Source organism: Pannonibacter sp. CBAS1226 (assembly GCF_055685825.1).
The window spans coordinates 584,147-603,027 of the sequence record NZ_JBVOUO010000002.1 but is presented as its reverse complement, the minus strand read 5'-3'; the positions used below and the strand labels follow the sequence as shown (position 1 = coordinate 603,027).

At 63.9% G+C, this 18,881-nt stretch carries 18 protein-coding genes; 8 read left to right on the top strand and 10 right to left on the bottom strand.

Translation table 11 applies throughout. The features are described 5' to 3' along the window. The first annotated feature begins 8 nt into the window (after positions 1-8). Positions 9-890, top strand: coding sequence for an ABC transporter permease (locus AC0CMF_RS09790; RefSeq protein ID WP_374628700.1), 882 nt, complete (start codon positions 9-11; stop codon positions 888-890). A 359-nt stretch (positions 891-1,249) separates the two neighbouring features. Next, on the top strand, positions 1,250-1,795 hold the full coding sequence (locus AC0CMF_RS09785) for a peroxiredoxin (protein ID WP_050471171.1): 546 nt from the start codon (positions 1,250-1,252) through the stop codon (positions 1,793-1,795). Positions 1,796-1,913: 118 nt separating this feature from the next. Here the strand turns inward: AC0CMF_RS09785 and AC0CMF_RS09780 are convergent, their stop codons facing one another. Beyond that, positions 1,914-2,708: an alpha/beta fold hydrolase gene (locus AC0CMF_RS09780; RefSeq protein ID WP_050471170.1), complete on the bottom strand. Its 795-nt coding sequence runs from the start codon at positions 2,706-2,708 to the stop codon at positions 1,914-1,916. A 141-nt stretch (positions 2,709-2,849) separates the two neighbouring features. Here AC0CMF_RS09780 and AC0CMF_RS09775 point away from each other — a divergent pair, with 141 nt between their 5' ends. Further along, a complete protein-coding gene (locus tag AC0CMF_RS09775; RefSeq protein WP_050471169.1) occupies positions 2,850-3,317 on the top strand; it encodes a MarR family winged helix-turn-helix transcriptional regulator in 468 nt (155 codons plus the stop codon). Between the two features lie 23 nt (positions 3,318-3,340). On the opposite strand, the gene AC0CMF_RS09770 is transcribed toward AC0CMF_RS09775, so the two are convergent. Then, complete coding sequence (locus AC0CMF_RS09770) at positions 3,341-4,120, bottom strand: SDR family oxidoreductase (RefSeq protein ID WP_050471168.1); 780 nt, start codon at positions 4,118-4,120, stop codon at positions 3,341-3,343. Continuing rightward, positions 4,117-4,440 (bottom strand): nuclear transport factor 2 family protein, encoded by a 324-nt coding sequence (locus tag AC0CMF_RS09765; RefSeq protein WP_374628698.1) that lies wholly within the window; start codon positions 4,438-4,440, stop codon positions 4,117-4,119. The genes AC0CMF_RS09770 and AC0CMF_RS09765 overlap by 4 nt, the downstream gene beginning before the upstream one ends. Positions 4,441-4,487: 47 nt before the next feature. Here AC0CMF_RS09765 and AC0CMF_RS09760 point away from each other — a divergent pair, with 47 nt between their 5' ends. Continuing rightward, positions 4,488-5,438, top strand: coding sequence for a LysR family transcriptional regulator (locus AC0CMF_RS09760; protein ID WP_374628697.1), 951 nt, complete (start codon positions 4,488-4,490; stop codon positions 5,436-5,438). Positions 5,439-5,541: 103 nt separating this feature from the next. On the opposite strand, the gene cydX is transcribed toward AC0CMF_RS09760, so the two are convergent. The 5 genes from cydX to cydD form a co-directional block, all read right to left on the bottom strand. Further along, complete coding sequence (gene cydX / locus AC0CMF_RS09755) at positions 5,542-5,655, bottom strand: cytochrome bd-I oxidase subunit CydX (protein WP_019962693.1); 114 nt, start codon at positions 5,653-5,655, stop codon at positions 5,542-5,544. 12 nt (positions 5,656-5,667) lie between these two features. Next, entirely contained in the window at positions 5,668-6,822 is a 1,155-nt protein-coding gene (cydB, locus tag AC0CMF_RS09750; RefSeq protein ID WP_374628696.1) for a cytochrome d ubiquinol oxidase subunit II, read from the bottom strand. Positions 6,823-6,826: 4 nt separating this feature from the next. Beyond that, entirely contained in the window at positions 6,827-8,410 is a 1,584-nt protein-coding gene (locus tag AC0CMF_RS09745; RefSeq protein ID WP_374628695.1) for a cytochrome ubiquinol oxidase subunit I, read from the bottom strand. Between the two features lie 256 nt (positions 8,411-8,666). Further along, the gene (cydC, locus tag AC0CMF_RS09740; protein WP_374628694.1) at positions 8,667-10,331 is read right to left on the bottom strand and encodes a thiol reductant ABC exporter subunit CydC; all 1,665 of its coding nucleotides are present in this window, start codon (positions 10,329-10,331) and stop codon (positions 8,667-8,669) included. Beyond that, positions 10,328-12,136, bottom strand: coding sequence for a thiol reductant ABC exporter subunit CydD (cydD, locus tag AC0CMF_RS09735; protein WP_374628693.1), 1,809 nt, complete (start codon positions 12,134-12,136; stop codon positions 10,328-10,330). The genes cydC and cydD overlap by 4 nt, the downstream gene beginning before the upstream one ends. Before the next feature lie 411 nt (positions 12,137-12,547). On the opposite strand from cydD, the gene AC0CMF_RS09730 reads away from it, so the two are divergent. Further along, positions 12,548-13,033: a glyoxalase superfamily protein gene (locus AC0CMF_RS09730; protein WP_374628692.1), complete on the top strand. Its 486-nt coding sequence runs from the start codon at positions 12,548-12,550 to the stop codon at positions 13,031-13,033. Positions 13,034-13,114: 81 nt separating this feature from the next. Here AC0CMF_RS09730 and AC0CMF_RS09725 read toward each other — a convergent pair whose 3' ends face one another. Next, positions 13,115-14,614, bottom strand: coding sequence for a CoA-acylating methylmalonate-semialdehyde dehydrogenase (locus AC0CMF_RS09725; protein ID WP_374628691.1), 1,500 nt, complete (start codon positions 14,612-14,614; stop codon positions 13,115-13,117). Positions 14,615-14,747: 133 nt separating this feature from the next. Here AC0CMF_RS09725 and AC0CMF_RS09720 point away from each other — a divergent pair, with 133 nt between their 5' ends. Next, the gene (locus AC0CMF_RS09720; RefSeq protein ID WP_374628690.1) at positions 14,748-15,629 is read left to right on the top strand and encodes a LysR family transcriptional regulator; all 882 of its coding nucleotides are present in this window, start codon (positions 14,748-14,750) and stop codon (positions 15,627-15,629) included. Between the two features lie 12 nt (positions 15,630-15,641). Here the strand turns inward: AC0CMF_RS09720 and AC0CMF_RS09715 are convergent, their stop codons facing one another. Further along, positions 15,642-16,163, bottom strand: a complete 522-nt coding sequence (locus AC0CMF_RS09715; RefSeq protein ID WP_374628688.1) for an AAA family ATPase — start codon at positions 16,161-16,163, stop codon at positions 15,642-15,644. Between the two features lie 122 nt (positions 16,164-16,285). Here AC0CMF_RS09715 and AC0CMF_RS09710 point away from each other — a divergent pair, with 122 nt between their 5' ends. Further along, positions 16,286-17,212, top strand: a complete 927-nt coding sequence (locus AC0CMF_RS09710; RefSeq protein ID WP_058900327.1) for a pirin family protein — start codon at positions 16,286-16,288, stop codon at positions 17,210-17,212. A 115-nt stretch (positions 17,213-17,327) separates the two neighbouring features. Then, positions 17,328-18,830: an ABC transporter substrate-binding protein gene (locus tag AC0CMF_RS09705; protein ID WP_374628687.1), complete on the top strand. Its 1,503-nt coding sequence runs from the start codon at positions 17,328-17,330 to the stop codon at positions 18,828-18,830. Positions 18,831-18,881: the final 51 nt, after the last annotated feature.

The window sequence follows — 18,881 nt, the reverse complement described above, 5'->3', positions numbered from 1 at the left end:
AGGCTCCCATGACCACCGTGCAAATTCTCCCTGCCCCGATGCCCCGCTGGTGGCAAAGCCTCGTCGTGCGGCGGTTCCTTACGCACCGGCTGGCCCTCCTGGGGCTGCTGATGATCAGCATTGTCATATTGCTGTGCGCCTTCGGACCCTACTTTCTTCCCTATGACATGCTGCAGGTCGACCTGCGGGCACGCTTCGCACCGCCACTTACCGGCCAGCACTATCTGGGGACGGACCCTCTGGGCCGTGACATTGCAGCACGTTTGCTGATGGCGGGCAGGATTTCGCTGCTCGTCGGCTTTTTCGCCATGCTTCTGGCGACGATCCTCGGGACGTTGATCGGTGTTGTCGCAGGATACAGCGGGCGCACGGTGAACGCTGTCATGATGCGGCTTGTTGACGGGTTCCTGTCTTTTCCCACGATCTTTCTTCTGCTGGCTCTGGCAGTCGCACTGAAACCCAGCCCGATCATGATCACGGTGATCATCGCACTTACCGGCTGGATGGAAGTGGCCCGCATCGTCGAAGCCGAAGTGCGGTCACTGAAAGAGCGGGAATATGTTCTTGCCGGCCGCATGCTGGGCTTGTCGCACAGCCATGTCATGTTCCGCGAGATTCTGCCCAATTGCGTGGGGCCAATCATCGTCGCGGCCACCCTGACAGTGGCCCGCGCTATCCTGTTGGAAGCCTATATCAGCTTCCTGGGCTTCGGCATCCAGCCGCCTCTGCCAAGCTGGGGCAACATGTTGAACGGGGCGCAACAATACCTTGGATCAGCCCCGTGGATGGCGATCATTCCGGGCGCCGCCATTACCATCGCCGTGTCCAGCTTCAACTTCATCGGTGACGGTCTGCGTGATGCGCTTGACGTCCGCAACGACAGCTTCTGAGGAGATCTTGACGTCCGCATTCCAGCCTGTCCGGATCGCGCGTCATTGGTGTTGGAAGACAGCCTTGCCACCGCCTTTATCCGGCCTGCCGTTGCCCGCACAGACCGGTGCGGCGGTGCTGGGCGCATGTGTTGGGGGGGTTATGGCGCCGTCATGGCAGCCTTGCCGCGTCATTTGGCAGCTAACTCTCCACCGCACTGCCGCATGGGGTTGCGGCGTTGCAGCATTTGGGGTAGCGGTTTTTGCGGATGGCCCCTCCCGGCTGTCCAGGCACCCAAATTCAGGGGCGGCAAGCCCCCCCTTTCCCGGCACACCTCCCGGCGCTGCTGGAAACACTCATGACTTCAAGGAGTTGACCCATGCTCGGCAGAAACGTTCCCGATGTGACCTTCCGCACCCGCGTGCGTGACGAAAGCGTTGGCGGGCCGAACCCGTTCCGCTGGGAAGACAAGACCACGGCCGACTATTTTGCCGGCAAGCGCGTGGTGCTGTTCTCCCTGCCCGGCGCCTTCACGCCGACCTGCTCCACCTATCAGCTGCCGGATTTCGAGAAGCTGTTCGGCGAGTTTCAGGCGCTCGGCGTCGATGCCATCTACTGCATCTCGGTCAATGATGCCTTCGTGATGAACGCCTGGGCCAAGGCTCAGGAAATCAAGAACGTTCAGGTCATTCCGGATGGCTCGGGCGAATTCACCCGCAAGATGGGCATGCTGGTCGCCAAGGACAACGTCGGCTTCGGCATGCGCTCCTGGCGCTATGCCGCCGTTGTCGACAATGGCCGCGTCGAGAAGTGGTTCGAGGAAGAAGGCTTCTCCGACAACTGCGCCACCGACCCCTATGGCGTCTCCTCGCCGCAGAACATCCTCGAAGCCCTGAAGGCGGACGCGGCCACCAAGGCCGCCTGATCCGGCTTTCCGGCTGACGAAAACAGCAAACCCCGGCGCGAGACATCGCGCCGGGGTTTTGTGTCTGGAGTTTTGTGCCTGGGGCTTGCAAACGGCCCGCCCGTTCGCACAGCGGCCATCACTTGCTTGCGGCTGAGACGGTTCTGGCGGCCTCGTCAATGGTGTCAGAGACAGTCTCCGGCTGCGTCATGAACAGAGCATGGCTCGCCTGCACCCTTGTGATCCTGGCATTGATGCGCTCGGCCATATGGACCAGCATGGCCTGATCAAATGCCTTGTCTTCGGTGGCGATCACCGCCCAGCTGGGCTTCATGCGCCAGGCTGCGTTTTCGAGCTTGGTGCCGAATGCCGACATATTGATCGGAACCTGCGAGTCCCGCATGAAGGCGGCCTCGGCATCCGTCGTGTCATGCGCGAAGCCAGCCTTGAACTTTTCCGGGCTGACATAGCCGAACCCATCGGCCGTGATGTCCAGCACGAATTCCGACGCCGGGGCAAAGCCCTCATATTGCTGAGCTGTCGTCTCGCCCGCATCCGGGGACAACGCGGAGACATAGACCAGCCCTGCGACCTTGGGATCAATGCCTGCTTCCGTGATGACGGTGCCGCCCCAGGAGTGCCCGACAAGAATGACCGGGCCGTCCTGCCGCTCAAGCGCACGCCGGGTGGCCGCAACATCGTCCTCAAGAGAGGTCAGCGGGTTCTGGACGATGGTCACACGGTAACCGCGCTGTGTGAGGTTGTCGTAAACGCCCTTCCAGCCCGAGCCATCCGCGAAAGCGCCATGGACGAGCACGACGTTCTTGACGGACTGATCGTGAGGAATGCTGTCAGCAGCGTTTGCCACCTGTGCGGCAGACATTGCGGCGGCCGCTGCAATCGCGGCGATGGTGGTCCTGATCTGGCGGGTCATGATTATCTCCTTCTTAAGTTGCAATAACATTTATAGCGATATCTTTATTATCGAACCTCATTCGACACGTCAAGCGGATTGTTATCGCGATATTGGTTTTCGCCGGCGCATGGGTTATATACCGGCTGACAGGAGCCCCGAATGACCGAACGCCCCAATGATCCGCCGCCCTTGCACGACCAGTTGTGCTACGCAATCTACAGTGCCGGCATCGCCATCCAGCGCGCCTACAAGCCCCTGCTCGACGGGCTGGGCCTGACGTATCCGCAGTATCTGGTGCTCAACGTGCTGTGGAGCGAAGATGGCCAGACGGTGGGGGCCATCGCCCGCGCCCTGGCCCTGGAATCCAGCACGCTTACCCCGGTCCTGAAGCGCCTCGAAACATCCGGACTGCTGCGCAGAACCCGGAACCTGAACAACGAACGGCAGGTGCTGATCGCCTTGACGGAAGAGGGCATCGCCTTGAAGCACAAGGCGGGCTGTCTCAGCGACACCCTGCTTGCCGCCTCGGCCCAGACGCCACAGCAACTGGCTGATCTGAACCGCGGCATCCGCCATCTGCGCGATGCAGTCTATGCGCAGCTCGGCGGGTGGGACACGCCCGCCTGACCAGCGGTTACATGCAGTGGCGGTTACACAGTTGGCACGGTTCCCCCGTCGATGGTGTATTCGCTGCCAGTGATCGAGGCGGCGCGGCTGGAGGCCATGAAAGCGATCAGATTGGCGACCTCCTCCGGTTTTGCTGGGCGGCCCAGCGGAATGCCCCCCAGCGCGTCCATGATGATCTTCTTGCCGCCCTCAAGGTCCGTGCCCGCTTCTCTTGCCAAACGCTGCGCCAGATGAACCGAGGCTTCGGTCTCGATCCAGCCGGGGGACACCCGGACCACCCGCACGCCCTTGGGGGAGACTTCCTTGGAGAGGGCCTTGCTGTAGGCCGACAGCGCCGCCTTGGCTGCGGCATAGCCGGTGGTGGCTTCCGGCAGCGGCATCACGCTCTGGATGGAAGTGACATGCACGACCACGCCACTTCCCCGGGCCGCCATCTCCGGGACCAGCAGCCGGTCCAGCCGGACGGCAGGCAAAAGATTGAGCGACAGTTCCTGCTGCCAGTGATCCTCCGTCAGCGCCGCAAAGCCGCCGCCGGGGGCTGACGAGCCCCCCAGCATGTGGACAATAATGTCTGTGCCGCCGAGCCGTTGACGTGCAGCCTCTGAGACGGTTTCGCATCCCTCAAGGGTGGTCAGGTCCGCTTCGACGAAAAGCGCCTCCGGCAGGCTTGCCGGACGTGCCCGCGCCGTGGTCAGGACCTGCGCACCCAGCTCGCGGAACAGGCTCACCACCGCAGCCCCCGCCCCCTTGGTTCCGGCAGTGACGAGAACCCGCTTGCCCTCCAGATCGAGAAAGCCGCTCATGCCGTGATCTCCAGCGCTGCGATCTCGCCGTTCCTGAGGGTGAAGGCATAGGAGAGGATCAGCGGGCTGCCGGGAAACTGGCCGCTGACCCTCGCACGGACGAAAGCCTTACCGTCTCCTGATGTGGCTTCAAGCGGCTCGGCAACAAACTGGGATGCGGCCTTGGCTGCGCTCCACCAGCTGCGAATGGCAGCCGTGCCCTGATGGCGGGCGCCTTCGTCCTGCACGACCGCGTCCGCCGCGAAGGCGTCCGACAAGGCATCTGCGTCGTTGCGGCTGTCAGCGTCAAAAAACGCTTTCACGATAAGGGGCATTTCCATCGTGTGTCTCCTTTTCCGATGACACGACTTTAGCCTTCAAGCATTGTATGGATAAGCAGGACAAACATGAATATCGTGATGAATGGATCGGGATAATGGAACAGGCCAGCCTGAGGGAACTTGAAGCGGTCATCGCCATTGCACGGCGGGGAACATTCCGGGCAGCGGCGATCGAACTCGGCATGTCGACAACGGCACTCAGCCACACGGTCGGCAAGCTGGAAGCGGGGCTGGGTGTGCGGCTGTTCAACCGCACCACACGCAGCGTGTCACTGACGGAGGCCGGCCGGCTTTTCGTGCAGCAGATCTCGCCTGCGCTCCAGGACCTGCATACGGCTTTGGATTGCGTCCGTGCGCAACGCGGCACCCCGTCCGGAACGATAAGGATCAACGCCGCGCCCTTTGCAGCCCGCGCGATCCTTTCGCCGCTCGTGCTGGAGTTTCTGCGCCGCTATCCGGAGATGCACGCCGATATCGTTACCGAAGGAAAGATGGTCGATATTGTCCGGGACGGGTTCGATCTGGGCGTCAGGGTTGCGGGGCTCGTTCCGAGCGACATGATCGCCGTATCCCTGGGCCAACCCCAGCGGCATGCGGTGGTGGGAAGCCCTGCCTATTTCGAGAAACATGGCCGGCCGATGGTCCCGCCCGATCTGCTCAATCACCGGTGCATCCGCGTCCGCCTGCCCGATGGCGCGCTGTTCCGCTGGTGGTTCGAAAAGGAGGGGGAGCAGCTGCATCTTGATGTGCCGGGGCCAATCACCCTCGATGAGGCGAGCCTCGTGCGGGCAGCCGCGCTTGAAGGCACCGGTGTGGGCTATACGATGGAACAGGAAGCGCTTGCGGACATCGAAGCGGGACGCCTTGTCCGGGTCCTGGAGGACTGGACACCACCCTATCCGGGGCTGTGCCTCTATTATCCCGGCCGCCGCAATCTTTCCGCTGGTGTGCGGGCGTTTCTGGACCTTGCCAGGGAATATGCGCGCCGCAGCGGATGAACGGTGGAACTGTACGGGTCTTGCCAACACAGAGACCACGAAACAACGATGCCACGGCCGTAGCCGTGGCATGAGGCAGCACTGGCGGGCTGCTTCTTCGTTCTCAGCTTGCCTTCTTCTGCTTTTCAGTGTCCTCGCGCATTTCAAGCCACATGGCGTTGAGGATGGCGAGGCAGCAGGCCAGAGGCATACCGAGGATCCAGGCGAAGTACCACATGGGCAGGTTCCTTCAGTAAGAGGCGTGATCGTTGGCGACGCTTTCCTCGCTCACCTTGCCCCACAGCACCCGGTAGACATAGGCGGTGTACATGAGGATCAGCGGCAGGAAGATGATGGTCGCAACGAGCATGTTGAACAGGGTGGCGTGGCTTGAGGGCGAGTCCCATACCGTCAGTCCGGCCTGCGGCTGCAGCGAGCTGGGCAGGATGAAGGGGAACATGGAAACGCCCACCGTGGAGATGATGCCGAAGACGGCCAGCTTCGAGGAGATGAAGGTCAGCGCCTCGAAGCGGGTGTTGAGGCCGATGAGCGCGCCCACTGCCCCGGCAAAGCCGAGCACGGGGGCAAGGATCATCCAGGGATAGAGGCTGTAATTCTCCATCCAGGCGCCGGGCGCCCGTTCCACCACCTTGGCCAGCGGGTTGGCCTGCATCTGCGGGTCAATGGCGCTGGTGATGCGGTAGCCCTCGACAAAGCCGGAGGAGACGGCAAGGCCGCCCAGCGCAAAGAGGGCGATGACGGCGAGCGCGGCAACCGTGCCGTAGAAGCGGCCGCGCTTCGCCACCACGCCATCAGCCTTGAGGCCGAGCCAGGCCCCGCCGTGCATCACCAGCATGGCGACGGACAGCAGGCCGCAGAGCAGCGCGAAGGGCGAGAACAGGCCGAAGAAGGACCCGGAATAGGTCATCCTCAGGTCATTGTCGAAGCTGAAGGGTACGCCCTGCAGCGCGTTGCCGACGGCCACGCCAAACACCAGCGCAGGCACGGCACTGCCGGTGAACAGCGCCCAGTCCCAGCGGCTGCGCCAGGCCGGATCCGGGCTCTTGGAGCGGTACTTGAAGGCAACGGGGCGCAGGATGAGCGCGGCGAGCGCCACGAACATGGCAAGGTAGAAGCCGGAGAAGCTGACCGCATAAAGCGCGGGCCATGCGGCGAAGATGGCCCCGCCCCCCAGCACCAGCCACACCTGATTGCCTTCCCATGTGGGGGCGATGGAGTTGATGGCGACGCGCCGCTCGATGTCGGTGCGGCCCACGACCGGCAGAAGGGTGCCGACACCCATGTCGAAGCCGTCCGTGGCGGCAAAGCCGATCAGCAGGATGCCGAGCAGGCCCCACCAGATGAGCTTGAGGACGGAATAGTCGATGAGTTCATAAAGGACCATGGTCTTACTCCGCAGCAATCTGGATGGGACGGGGCGCACTCATGCCCGTCTCGGGAAGGGAGGGCTCTTCGGGCCCCTTGCGGATGTATTTCAGCAGCAGCTTCACCTCGATGACGAGAAGCACGGTGTAAAGCGCCACGAAGCCGGCCAGCGTCATGAGCACATCCCCGACCGTGAGGCTCGAGACACCGGCAGCGGTGGTCAGCACACCTTCGATGATCCACGGCTGGCGGCCATATTCGGCGACGAACCAGCCCATTTCCGCAGCGATCCAGGGCAGCGGAATGGACCAGACGGCGACATGCAGCAGCCAGCGGTGGTTCTGGCGGACCGTCTCCAGCTTGCCTGCGGAGGAGAGATAGAAGAACACCGCCGTCAGCAGGATGAAGAAGAAGCCGCAAGCGACCATGATGCGGAAGGCATAGAACATCGGCCAGACATTGGGCACCGTGTTCCAGGCGGCTGCGTCAATCTGAGCCTCTGTGGCCTCCATCGGCGTATCCGTATGCGGCTGGAGCAGGTAGCCGTAGCCCAGATCCTGCACATGCTGCTGGAACAGCTCACGCTTTTCCGGCGTGTCGTCTCCGGCGCGGATCTCGCGCAGGGTCTCAAGGGCAATGGCGCCGGAGCGGATGCGGTCCTTCGACTGTTCCACCAGCTCCTTGATGCCTGGCATTTCCTGATCCAGCGAGCGGGTGGCGATGAGGCCCATCACGTAAGGCACGTGGATGGCGAAGCTGTTCTCGCGCTTTGCCATGTCCGGAATGGCGATGATGTTGAAGGAAGCAGGAGCGGGCTCGGTTTCCCACATGGCTTCCATCACGGCCAGCTTCATCTTCTGGTTCGTGTTGGCCTCGTAACCGCTTTCATCGCCCAGCACGACGACGGACAGGGCAGAGGCAAAGCCGAAGGCGGCGGCCACGGCGATGGAGCGGCGGGCCAGCTCCAGATGACGGCCTTTCAGCATGTACCAGGCCGACACACCCAGCACGAACAGCGCCGCCGTGACATAGCCGGCGGAGACCGTGTGCACGAACTTGGACTGCGCCACCGGGTTGAAGATCACATCATAGAAGCTTGCGACTTCCATGCGCATGGTGTCGATGTTGAACACCGCACCTACCGGGTGCTGCATCCAGCCATTGGCGATGAGGATCCACAGGGCGGAGAAATTGGTGCCCAGCGCCATGGCCCAGGTGGCGGTCAGATGGCCGCGCGGGGTCATCTTGTCCCAGCCGAAGAAGAACAGGCCGACGAAGGTTGCCTCAAGGAAGAAGGCCATCAGCCCCTCGATGGCCAGCGGCGCGCCGAAGACATCGCCCACATACTGGCTGTAGTAGCTCCAGTTCATGCCGAACTGGAATTCCATGGTGAGGCCTGTGGACACCCCCAGCACGAAGTTGATGCCGAACAGCGTGCCCCAGAATTTGACCATGCGCTTCCAGATCTCGCGGCCCGTCATCACATAGACGGTTTCCATGACCGCCAGAATGACAGAGAGCCCGAGGGTGAGTGGCACGAAGAGAAAGTGATAAAGCGCAGTCATGGCAAACTGCAGACGAGAGAGTTCTACGACCCCGATATCCATGGCTTGTCTCCCGTCCCGGACTGGCGCGAGAGCCCCATCTCGCGTTCCACCGGTGACATAGTTTCGGATTTGACGAACTATAATAGAACGCTGGTGGACGTTTTGTTACCAACAGTTGCCGCGGCGGTTTCGCGCAGGGGCAACAAGGTTCAGCCCGTAGGGTATTTCAGACTGATGACGCCTTGATTTCAAAGGTTTCGCCCCCTCTTGATACGTACAAGCCCCGATTTCAAACAATAGATGCGCCTGATCGAGATCAAGACTGGCGGAAGTGCAGAACACGGGTGGCGCGGTCCATTTCACGTCTGTGATGCGAGATCATCAGAACGGCAGAGTCGCCGCGCAGGATTTCGATCGTGTCGAGCACGCGGGCAGCGCTTATCGGGTCAAGCCCTTCCGTCACCTCGTCCAGCAGCCACAAGCAGGGGCGCTGCAAGAGCGCCCGGGCCAGCGTGAAGCGCCGGGCCTCGCCGCCGGAAAGGCCGGTGCTGCCCTGCCCCAAGGGGCTCAGCAACCCCTCCGGCCGGGCAGCGATGACATCCTGAAGACCCACCCGCTCCAGCGCCTGCCACATCGCGTCCGGAGTAGCCTCCGGGGCGGCAAGGCGCAGGTTTTCGGCCACCGTCCCTGCGAAGAGAACGGGCTTTTGCGTGACCACGGCAACAGAGCGGCGCAGTGCGGCCTCATCCAGAGCTTCGAGGGGCTGCCCCTCCAGCCAGATCTGGCCGCTGTCCGGCGGCATCAGGCGGCTGGCGAGGGCCAGAACCGTGGACTTGCCGCAGCCGCTGGGTCCGGCAAGGCAAAGCCATTCGCCCGGCGCAACCGTGAGGCTGAAATCCTCCAGCACGGGGCGGATGGCCCCGGGATAGGTGAAGCTGACCGATGAAAGTGCCAGCACGGCGCCAGCGGGGGCGGTTCCGGCATAAGAGGCCGCAGCAGGTTCCGCCGGACGGACATCCGCACCGGCGGCAAGCGGCACCAGCCGGTCCGCCGCGCGGCGGGTGCGGGTGAAGGCGGCAAGGCCGGGCAGCAAGCCGGCCAGCGTTTCGGCCAAAGCCAGCGAGGCCAGAATGACACCTGCGGCAATGGCAGCGCCCGCCAGCCCGCCTTCCACTTCACGTGCCATCACGGCCAGCGCAATGGCGGCAATCGCTTGCCCCGAGGCCATGACGGCAAGTTCCGCGCGGGAGGTGACATGCTCGATGCGGCGGGCAGCCTTGGCGCGGCGCCGGTCCGCGGAAAGAACTGCCTCCACCGGCTGCTCCAGCCCGCCATAGACGGCAAGATCGCGGCGGCCAGCCACGAGATCAACGGTGCGCAGGCGGATGGCTTCTTCGGCCGCTTCCGCCCTTCGCGCCTCCCCTGCCATGCCTGGTGCCATCACCCGGCGGGCAGCGCCCAGCAGCACCAGCGGGCCGAGCAGCACCAGCAGCAACGCGGCGGGCACAAGGCTGGCGGCCATGAGCGCTGCCACCGCCAGCACGGCGGCCAGCGCCGCAGCAGGCACGGCGAGGCGCAGATACACCCGGTCGAGCTGGTCGATATCCAGCGTCAGGCGGGAGAGCTTCAGGCCGCTGCGGCTCTGCTGGGCGCTGGCGGCGCGGCGATGGGCAAAGCCGGTGAAGACACGGGCGCGCAGGTCCGCCAGAAAACGGAAGGTGGCGTCATGGGTCAGCATCCGCTCGCCATAGCGCCCGGCGGTGCGGGCAATGGCAAAGGCGCGGATGAGCGCGCTGGGGACGAAGAAATTCAGCAGCGTGCCGGCCACCCCTGCGAGGGCGGAGGCAGTGATGAACCAGCCGGATACGCCCAGCAGCAGGAAACCCGCCAGCGCAGGGACGAGGGCAGCCGCGAGCCCCAGCAGGAAACTGGCACGGCCAGCGGCAAATTGCAGGCGCAAGAGCTGGAGAACGGATCTCATTCGGCCACCTCCGGCAGGCTCTGGGGCTCAAGATCGAACACCCGGCCCGGCAGCGCGAGCAGCGCCGGATCGTGGCTGGCGATAAGCGCACTGCGGCCCCGGCACAGGACTTTGAGGCCCGCGATGACGACGGCCGCTGTGTCCTCATCGAGCCCGGCGGTGGGTTCGTCTGCGAGCACCAGCAGCGGATCAGGCCGCAGCATGGCGCGGGCCAGAGCAATGCGGCGCGCCTCGCCGACCGACAGGCCGAAGCCGTCCTCGCCCAGGCTGGTGGACAGGCCGCGCGGCATCTGTTCGACAAGAGTTTTAGCCCCTGCGAGTTCCAGCGCAGCCCAGATGCCGGTATCTGTGGCGTCTGGCGCGGCGCGGCGCAGATTGGCGCGCACGGAACCGAAGAACAGGCGCGGGTCCTGCGACAGCCAGGCAATGCGGCTGCGCCAGAGCCCCTGGTCCAGCGCGGAAAGCGGCGTGCCGCTGATCAGGATTTCGCCCGACAGCGGCGGATTGAGGCCGATGAGCGCATCCATCAAGGTGGATTTGCCCGAGCCGCTCGGTCCGCGCAGATGGAGCAACTCGCCGGGGCGCAAATCAAGATCAAGCCCGGCGAGCACCGGCCTGGCTTCATGGCCAAGCGTGACAGACCGGAACGTGACGGCCACCGGTCCGGCAGGCGGCGTCATCGCAGCCTGAGCTGGCGTGGGAGCCGCATCTTCCTCCGCCATGGGCAGGAGAGCCAGATGCCCGGCTGCGGCCTGCGCGCCCGCCTTGTCGTGATAGGCAGCCGCAAAGGCACGCAGGGGCGAGAAGAATTCCGGTGCCAGCAGCAGGACGAACAGGCCGGACCACAGATCAACCGGCGCACCCCACGTGCCGAAGGTGAGCTGCCCGAGCAGGGAAAAGCCGACATAGACGGCGACAAAGGCAACGCCCAACGCGCTGAACAGCTCCAGAACGGTGGAGGAGAGGAAGGCGATGCGCAGCACCTTCATGGTTGCCACGCGGAAGGACTGCCCGGCCTCTGCCACCTGCCGGCCCGTGCGCTCTGCCGCGCCCAGAAGCTTGAGGGTTTCGAGCCCCGCCAGCCGGTCCATGAGGAACCCGCCAAGCCGGGTCAGTTCGCCCTGCTGTTCGTCAGAGGCCGATTGTGCCCGAATGCCGATGAGGGCCATGAAAAGCGGGATCATGGGTCCTGCCACCAGCAGGATCACGGCTACGAACCAGTTGACCCAGAAGCTGATGAGCAGGATCGCCAGCGGCGCCAGAACCAGCCGGATGCGGATCGGCAGGAAGCGGCGGAGATAGGGGCCGACCGCCTCGACCTGATCGGTGACGGCTGCCGCCACGGCACCGCTGACCGGCAGTTGTGCGGCAGGCCCCGCCTTGGCAAGGCCGGTGAGCAGGCGGCGGCGCAGGGTGGTTTTCACCCGCTCGGCGGCCTCAAAGGCAAGGCGGCTTGCGGCCAGCGAGAGCGCGTAGCGCAGGACAGCCAGCAGGATGACAACGCCGGCCATCACCTGCGCCGTTTCAAGGGAAGACAGCGGCGTGGGCCAGCCGGGCAGCTTCAGGGCAACGGGAAAGGCGATCTGCACCACTGCCGTGGCAATGGCGGCGGCCTGGACAATCCAGAGACAATCAGCAAACCCGGCCAGCATCCCGGCCCGGGCGATGGTCCGGCGCTCCGGTGCCGTGATGGCGCGAAGAAGCTCCGTTCCGGCCGGAACGGGTTGTGCTGCGGCCTTGCCGGCCTCCACGCCATGCGCCGCGCAGCCGTCCGCTGCGGTGTGGGCGCTTGTCTGCTCACTCATGCGTTTCCTGACCGGCCGCACGAAGCAGCCTTGTCTGTCCCCCAACAGGGCCAGCCGCCATGCGGGTCACGGCAGCCAGCTTTACCTTAGTCCGGTTATAGACTGGCCACAGAGGGAGGCAACTTGGGAAAAAAACGCGTTTTGTCGCATTTGGATGAAGCGGTGAACAAGTTCTCTATGCCGGAGGGAAGGATAGGCGTCTGATCCTGATCCGTTCCCTACCGCCTCGCCCTGCCTCTTGACACGGCCCGGCCATACACCACATCTGGGGCCGGTTCGAGGCACCGGCCGCTCGCAAGCTTATCTGTGGTGAAGCCCTCGTGAAGACATCAGCCAGACCAGCGCATGCGCTCATGGCAATGCGAGCACCCGTGGCTTTCTAGCATGCACATGCTGATGAAGGCAGATCCAATGACAAACAGAACACCTCCCGTGACAGCCGGGGATTACAAGGCGCAGGCCAAGAGGCTGCGCAACGCTATGGCCGCGCAAGGCACACCGGTTTCCCATTCCCGTGCACTAGAGCTGATTGCCGAGACCCATGGGGCCCGCGACTGGAACACGCTTGCCGCCCGGGCGGCAGCACCGGTGTCGATGCGGCAAGCTGCAAAGATGGCGACCCCGCACTTCCTTCAGGTGAGCGCGAGGGTGCGCGGCCGCTATTTGGGCCAGCCGTTCGAGGGCACGGTTCTATCTGTCACCTCCATGTCTGGTGGCAAGCGCTTCAAAATCGGTATCCAGTTCGACGAACCCGTCGACGTGGTCACTTTCGACAGCTTCTCCGCCTTCCGCCGCCGCATTGCGGCAATCGTGGATGTGAACGGCGTTTCACCCCAGCGAAACTCCAACGGAGAGCCGCATCTGGTGATCGAGCCGGAGAACACGTTGCCGGTGTAGACACCGCTGTGGTGATCGCATCGGTCAGAAGCAGAAAGGGCGGCCACCGGGGCCGCCCTTTCCAATTTGATCCGAACCGGATCAGCGCATCGTCGGGATGACGAACTCGGCGCCGTCCTTGATGCCCGAGGGCCAGCGGGAGGTGACCGTCTTGGTGCGGGTGTAGAACTTGAAGGCATCCGGGCCGTGCTGGTTCAGGTCGCCGAAGCCGGACTTCTTCCAGCCGCCGAAGGTGTGGTAGGCGAGCGGAACCGGGATCGGCACGTTGATGCCGACCATGCCGATGTTGATGCGCGAGGCAAAGTCGCGGGCTGCATCACCATCACGGGTGAAGATGGCAGCGCCGTTGCCGTATTCATGGCTCATCGGCAGGTCGATGGCCTCCTCATAGGTCTTGGCGCGGACGACGGAGAGAACCGGACCGAAGATCTCGGTCTTGTAGATCTCCATGTCCTTGGTCACGTTGTCGAACAGGCAGCCGCCGATGAAATAGCCGTTCTCATAGCCCTGAAGCTTGAAGCCGCGGCCATCGACGACGAGCTTGGCGCCTTCCGCAACACCCTTGTCGACGAGGCCCTTGACGCGGGTGTAGGCATCCTTCGTGACCAGCGGACCGAAGTCGATGTCGTTGCCGCCGGTGTAAGGCCCGATCTTGAGGCTCTCGACGCGGGGGGCAAGCTTGGCGATGAGGCGGTCGGCCGTGTCTTCGCCCACCGGCACGGCGACGGAAATCGCCATGCAGCGCTCGCCTGCCGCGCCATAACCGGCGCCGACCAGAGCATCCACCGCCTGATCCATATCCGCATCCGGCATGATGATCATGTGGTTCTTGGCGCCGCCGAAGCACTGCACGCGCTTGCCGGCCGCGCAGCCGCGCGAATAGACGTAATGGGCGATGGCGGTGGAGCCGACGAAGCCGACGGCCTGGATGATATCGTCGTCCAGAATGGCGTCCACGCTGTCCTTGTCACCGTTGACCACGTTGAGGATACCGGCGGGCAGGCCAGCCTCGATCATCAATTCGGCCAGCATCAGCGGCACGGAAGGGTCGCGCTCGGACGGCTTCAGGATGAAGGCATTGCCCGCTGCGATGGCCGGGCAGAACTTCCACATCGGGATCATGGCCGGGAAGTTGAACGGGGTGATGCCTGCGACAACGCCCAGCGCCTGGCGCATGGAATACATGTCGATGCCGGGGCCTGCGCCTTCGGTGAACTCACCCTTCATCAGATGCGGCACGCCGATGCAGAACTCGGCCACTTCGAGACCGCGGATCACGTCGCCCTTGGCGTCCGGAATGGTCTTGCCATGCTCGCGGGACAGGGCCTCGGCCAGCTTGTCCATGTCTCGGTGCAGAAGGTCGACGAACTTCATCAGCACGCGGGCGCGCTTCTGCGGGTTCTGCGCAGCCCAGGCGGGCTGGGCGGCAGCGGCATTTTCGACGGCAGCGCGCAGTTCGGCCTTGGTGGCCAGCGCCACCTGCGCCTGAACTTCACCGGTTGCCGGGTTGAAGACATCGGCAAAGCGGCCAGAGGTGCCCTCCACGTGCTTGCCGCCGATGAAATGTCCGATCTTGCGCATCTGCTGTCCTCCGGGCTGAAGATGCCTCGCATGGCATCCCTTTTGATGCCCTTGTCTTGCCTGTGTTATTTTGCAAAAACAACAGCGCATTTCCCGCAACCGCTGTGCACTTTTGCACATCAAGGAGCGCAGCATGAACTGGGATGACCTGAGGATCTTTCTGGCTGTCGCCCGCTCGGGGCAGATGCTGGGCGCTGCAAAGCGGCTGGGGGTGAACCATGCCACGGTCGCCCGGCGGCTGACCGCGCTGGAAGACAGCCTGAACACACGGCTGGTGGAGCGCGGCACGACGGGCTGCAGCCTGACGGAAGCGGGCGAGCGGCTGCTGCCCGCAGCCGAGCGGATGGAAGCGGAATTGCTGGCGGCAAGTTCCGGCCTCTCCGGCACGCATCCGGGGATCAGCGGCACGGTGCGCATCGGCGCGCCGGATGGCTTCGGCGTCACCTATCTCGCCCCGCGCCTTGCCCGGCTGACGCGGGCGCATCCGGGGCTGACCATCCAGCTTGTGCCCATGCCGCGCTCCTTTTCGCTCTCCCGGCGCGAGGCGGATATTGCGGTGACCATCGAGCGGCCTGAGCATGGCCGGCTGGTGGCGGCGAAACTTGTCGACTATGCCCTCGGCCTTTATGCCTCGACAGAGTATCTCGCCCGGTGCGGCGCGCCGCAGACGCTGGCGGATCTTTCAGCGCATGATCTCGTCGGCTCGGTGGAAGACCTCATCTATTCCCCTGCCCTCAACTATGCGGCCGATTTCACCCGCAACTGGACGTCGCGCTTCGAGATTGCCTCGGCGCTTGGCCAGACGGAGGCGGTGCGGGCGGGCGCCGGCATCGGCATTCTGCACGCCTTCATCGCCCGCAATGACGCAAACCTCCGCCCCGTGCTGCCGGAGGTGCAGGTGAAGCGAGCCTATTGGATGGTGACGCACGAAAGCTCCCGCCCGCTGCGCCACATCGCCGCCGTGCAGGACTTCCTGCGCGCCTGCGTGGCGGAGGACAGGGCGATGTTCGGGTGAGGAATGCAGGGCCTATAAGCGCTTCACGGTTCCGAGAAAGGCCCTGACCTCAGCAAGGTTTTTCAGGCGGTGCACGGCCAGATGCGGCGGCGGGGATTGCCAGACCTCCAGCAGCTTGGCGCGGGCGGAGTGCCGGGTCGTCCAGATGAAATGCAGGAACTTAAGCGTTTCCTTGCTGAACTGCTCCGGGCAGCCTTCCGTCAGATCCGGACGGCTTTGCCCGCGGTAGCGCCAGCTGCGGCGCAGCACCCGGACCATGCGCAGCCAGACCGGCACATCAAGCCAGATGAAGGTATCTGCCCGGGCGATCCGTTCCGGATAGGTGCGCGAATGGCCGCCCTCGAAGATCCAGCGCTCCTGCTGGTGGACTTCGCTGGTCAAACAGTCCTTGTCTTCCTTGCTGCGCTCGACCCAGCCCGGCAGCCAGTGGATCTGATCCATGTGGAAGACGGGCAGGCCCGTACGCTCACCCAGTTGCCGCGCCAGGATGCTTTTGCCCGAACCGGGGCCGCCAACAATCATCACGCGCTGCATGTTCTGTCTCTGGTGAAGTGGAAGGGAACGGGAGAGGAAACAGACTGTTCAATGGACAGGCCGGACGAAGAAGGCCACCTTAAAGTTCAAATATGGCAAGGGTTCGCACGAGGAGAGAGACGATGACCTGGCTGAATGCACCTGATCCGGTTCCCGGCGATGCGGCAAGCTGCGACCAGATCGAAACGGTGATCATGCCGCGCACGTCGGATCTTGGCGGTTTCGAGGTGCGGCGCGCCCTGCCCTCCACCCGGCGGCGGATGGTCGGGCCTTTCATCTTCTTCGACCAGATCGGCCCGGCGGAGCTGATCGTCGGCGGCGGCGTGGATGTGCGGCCGCATCCGCATATCGGCCTTGCCACCGTCACCTATCTGCTGGAAGGCGAGCTCTACCACCGCGACAGCCTCGGCTCCGACCAGCTGATCAAGCCGGGTGAACTGAACTGGATGTCCTCCGGGCGCGGCATCGTGCATTCGGAACGGGAGCGGGACGAGCGCAAGGCGGCGCCACGGCCCCTGTTCGGCACCCAGAGCTGGGTGGCGCTGCCCAAGCACCTGGAGGAGAGCGAGCCCTTCTTTGCCCACCATTCCGATGCGGCTTTGCCCGCGCTGAGCGATCAGGGAGCAACCGTTCGCATTGTTGCGGGCGGGCTTTACGGGGCGCAGTCGCCGGTGACAACGGCAACCGATCTCTTCTTCGCCGATGTGCATCTGGAGGCAGGCGCCCGCATTCCGCTGGATGCAGGCTATGAGGAGCGCGCAATCTATATGCTGCAAGGCGAAGTCGAGGTGTCCGGCCAGACCTTTGGCCCGGCGCAGCTGCTCGTCTTCAAGCCCGGCGACCGGCTGGAGATCCGCGCCACGGCGAAGGGCCCTGCCCGCTTCATGCTGCTGGGCGGCGAGCCGATGGACGGGCGGCGCTACATCTGGTGGAACTTCGTCTCCTCGTCGAAGGAACGGATTGAACAGGCCAAGGAAGACTGGCGCAAGGGCCGCTTCGACATCGTGCCGGGCGATGAGGAAGACTTCATCCCGCTGCCCGAGGCATGAACGGAGAGCCAGACGGGCAAGGCACCAGGGCTTTGCCGAGTTTTCACTTCCCTTCCCCGTGTGTGCGGTTAAACTCCTGAACACAAAGCGGAGTTCAACCGTTGGGGAGTGGGAAATGACGCGGATTTCAGCCCTTGGCCTGCGCCGGATGGCGCTTTGCAGTCTCTCAGCGTTTGCGATCCTTGCTGCAGTTCCCGCAGAGGCGGCGCGCACGGACGTGACGCTCGGCGTACGGCTGGAGCCGCCCCATCTTGATCCCACCGCAGGCGCGGCAGCCGCCATCGACGAGGTGGTGTTCATCAACCTCTTTGAAGGCCTGACACAGGTTGCGGCCGACGGCACGGTGAAGCCCGCGCTGGCCGAAAGCTGGACCATTTCGGATGATGGCAAAACCTACACATTCAAGCTGCGCGAAGGCGTGACCTTCCACGATGGCACCAGCTTTAACGCCGGGGACGTGAAATTTTCGCTGGAGCGGGCCAAGGCAGACGGCAGCGTCAACGCCCAGAAAGCCCGGTTCGAGGCGATAGACAGCGTCGAGGCGAGCAGCGCCTCCGAAGTGATCATCACCCTGAAGCAGCCGGTGGGCGATTTCATCACCCTGCTGGGCACCGGCGACGCCGTGATCGTGGCGCCGGAAAGCGCTGAGACCAACAAGACGGCTCCCGTCGGCACCGGGCCTTTCCGCTTCGGCCAGTGGGTGCAGGGTGACCGGGTGGAACTGCAGAAGAATGCGGACTACTGGGGCACGCCGGTGAAGCTGGACAAGGCGGTGTTCAAGATCATTGGCGACAATGCCGCCTCTTTTTCGGCGCTGCTGTCGGGCGATGTGGACGGCTTCCCGATCTATCCGGCGCCGGAGAACCTGCCGCAGTTCGAGGCGGATCCACGCTTTGCCGTGGTGGTGGGCACCACCGAGGGCGAGACGGTGCTGGCCACCAACAATGCCCGCAAACCGTTTGATGACCTGCGGGTGCGGCAGGCCATCGCGCATCTGATCGACCGGCAGGCGCTGATTGACGGGGCGCAGTTCGGCTATGGCACGCCCATCGGCTCGCATTTTGCCCCGCATGCTCCGGCCTATGAAGACCTGACCGGCACCTATCCCTTCGACGTCGAAAAAGCCAAGGCCCTGCTGGCGGAGGCCGGTTATGCGGATGGCTTCAAGGCAACACTGAAATTGCCGCCACCGGCCTATGCCCGCCGCAGCGGAGAAATTCTGGCCGCCCAGTTCAAGGAAGCGGGCATCGAGCTGGAGATCATTCCGCTGGAATGGGCGCAGTGGCTGGAGCAGGTGTTCAAGGGCAAGGACTATGACCTCAGCATCGTCGCCCATACCGAAGCCAATGATATCGATATCTATGGGCGCGATGACTACTACTTCAATTACAAGAACCCCGTCTTCAACGAGCTGATGGCAAAGGTCAGCGTCACCAGCGATGAGGCGGAGCGCAATACGCTGCTGCGGCAGGCGCAGGAAATGCTGGCGAAGGATGCCGTCAACGGCTTCCTGTTCCAGCTGCCCAAGACCGGCGTGTGGGACGTGAAGCTGAAGGGCCTTTGGGAAAATGCGCCCGTGCAGGCCAATGACCTGACCGGCGTCTATTGGGAAGACTGAGGCGCATGGGGGCCAGCACGCATAAGGAGTCTTGCGTCCCCGCGCCCTGCA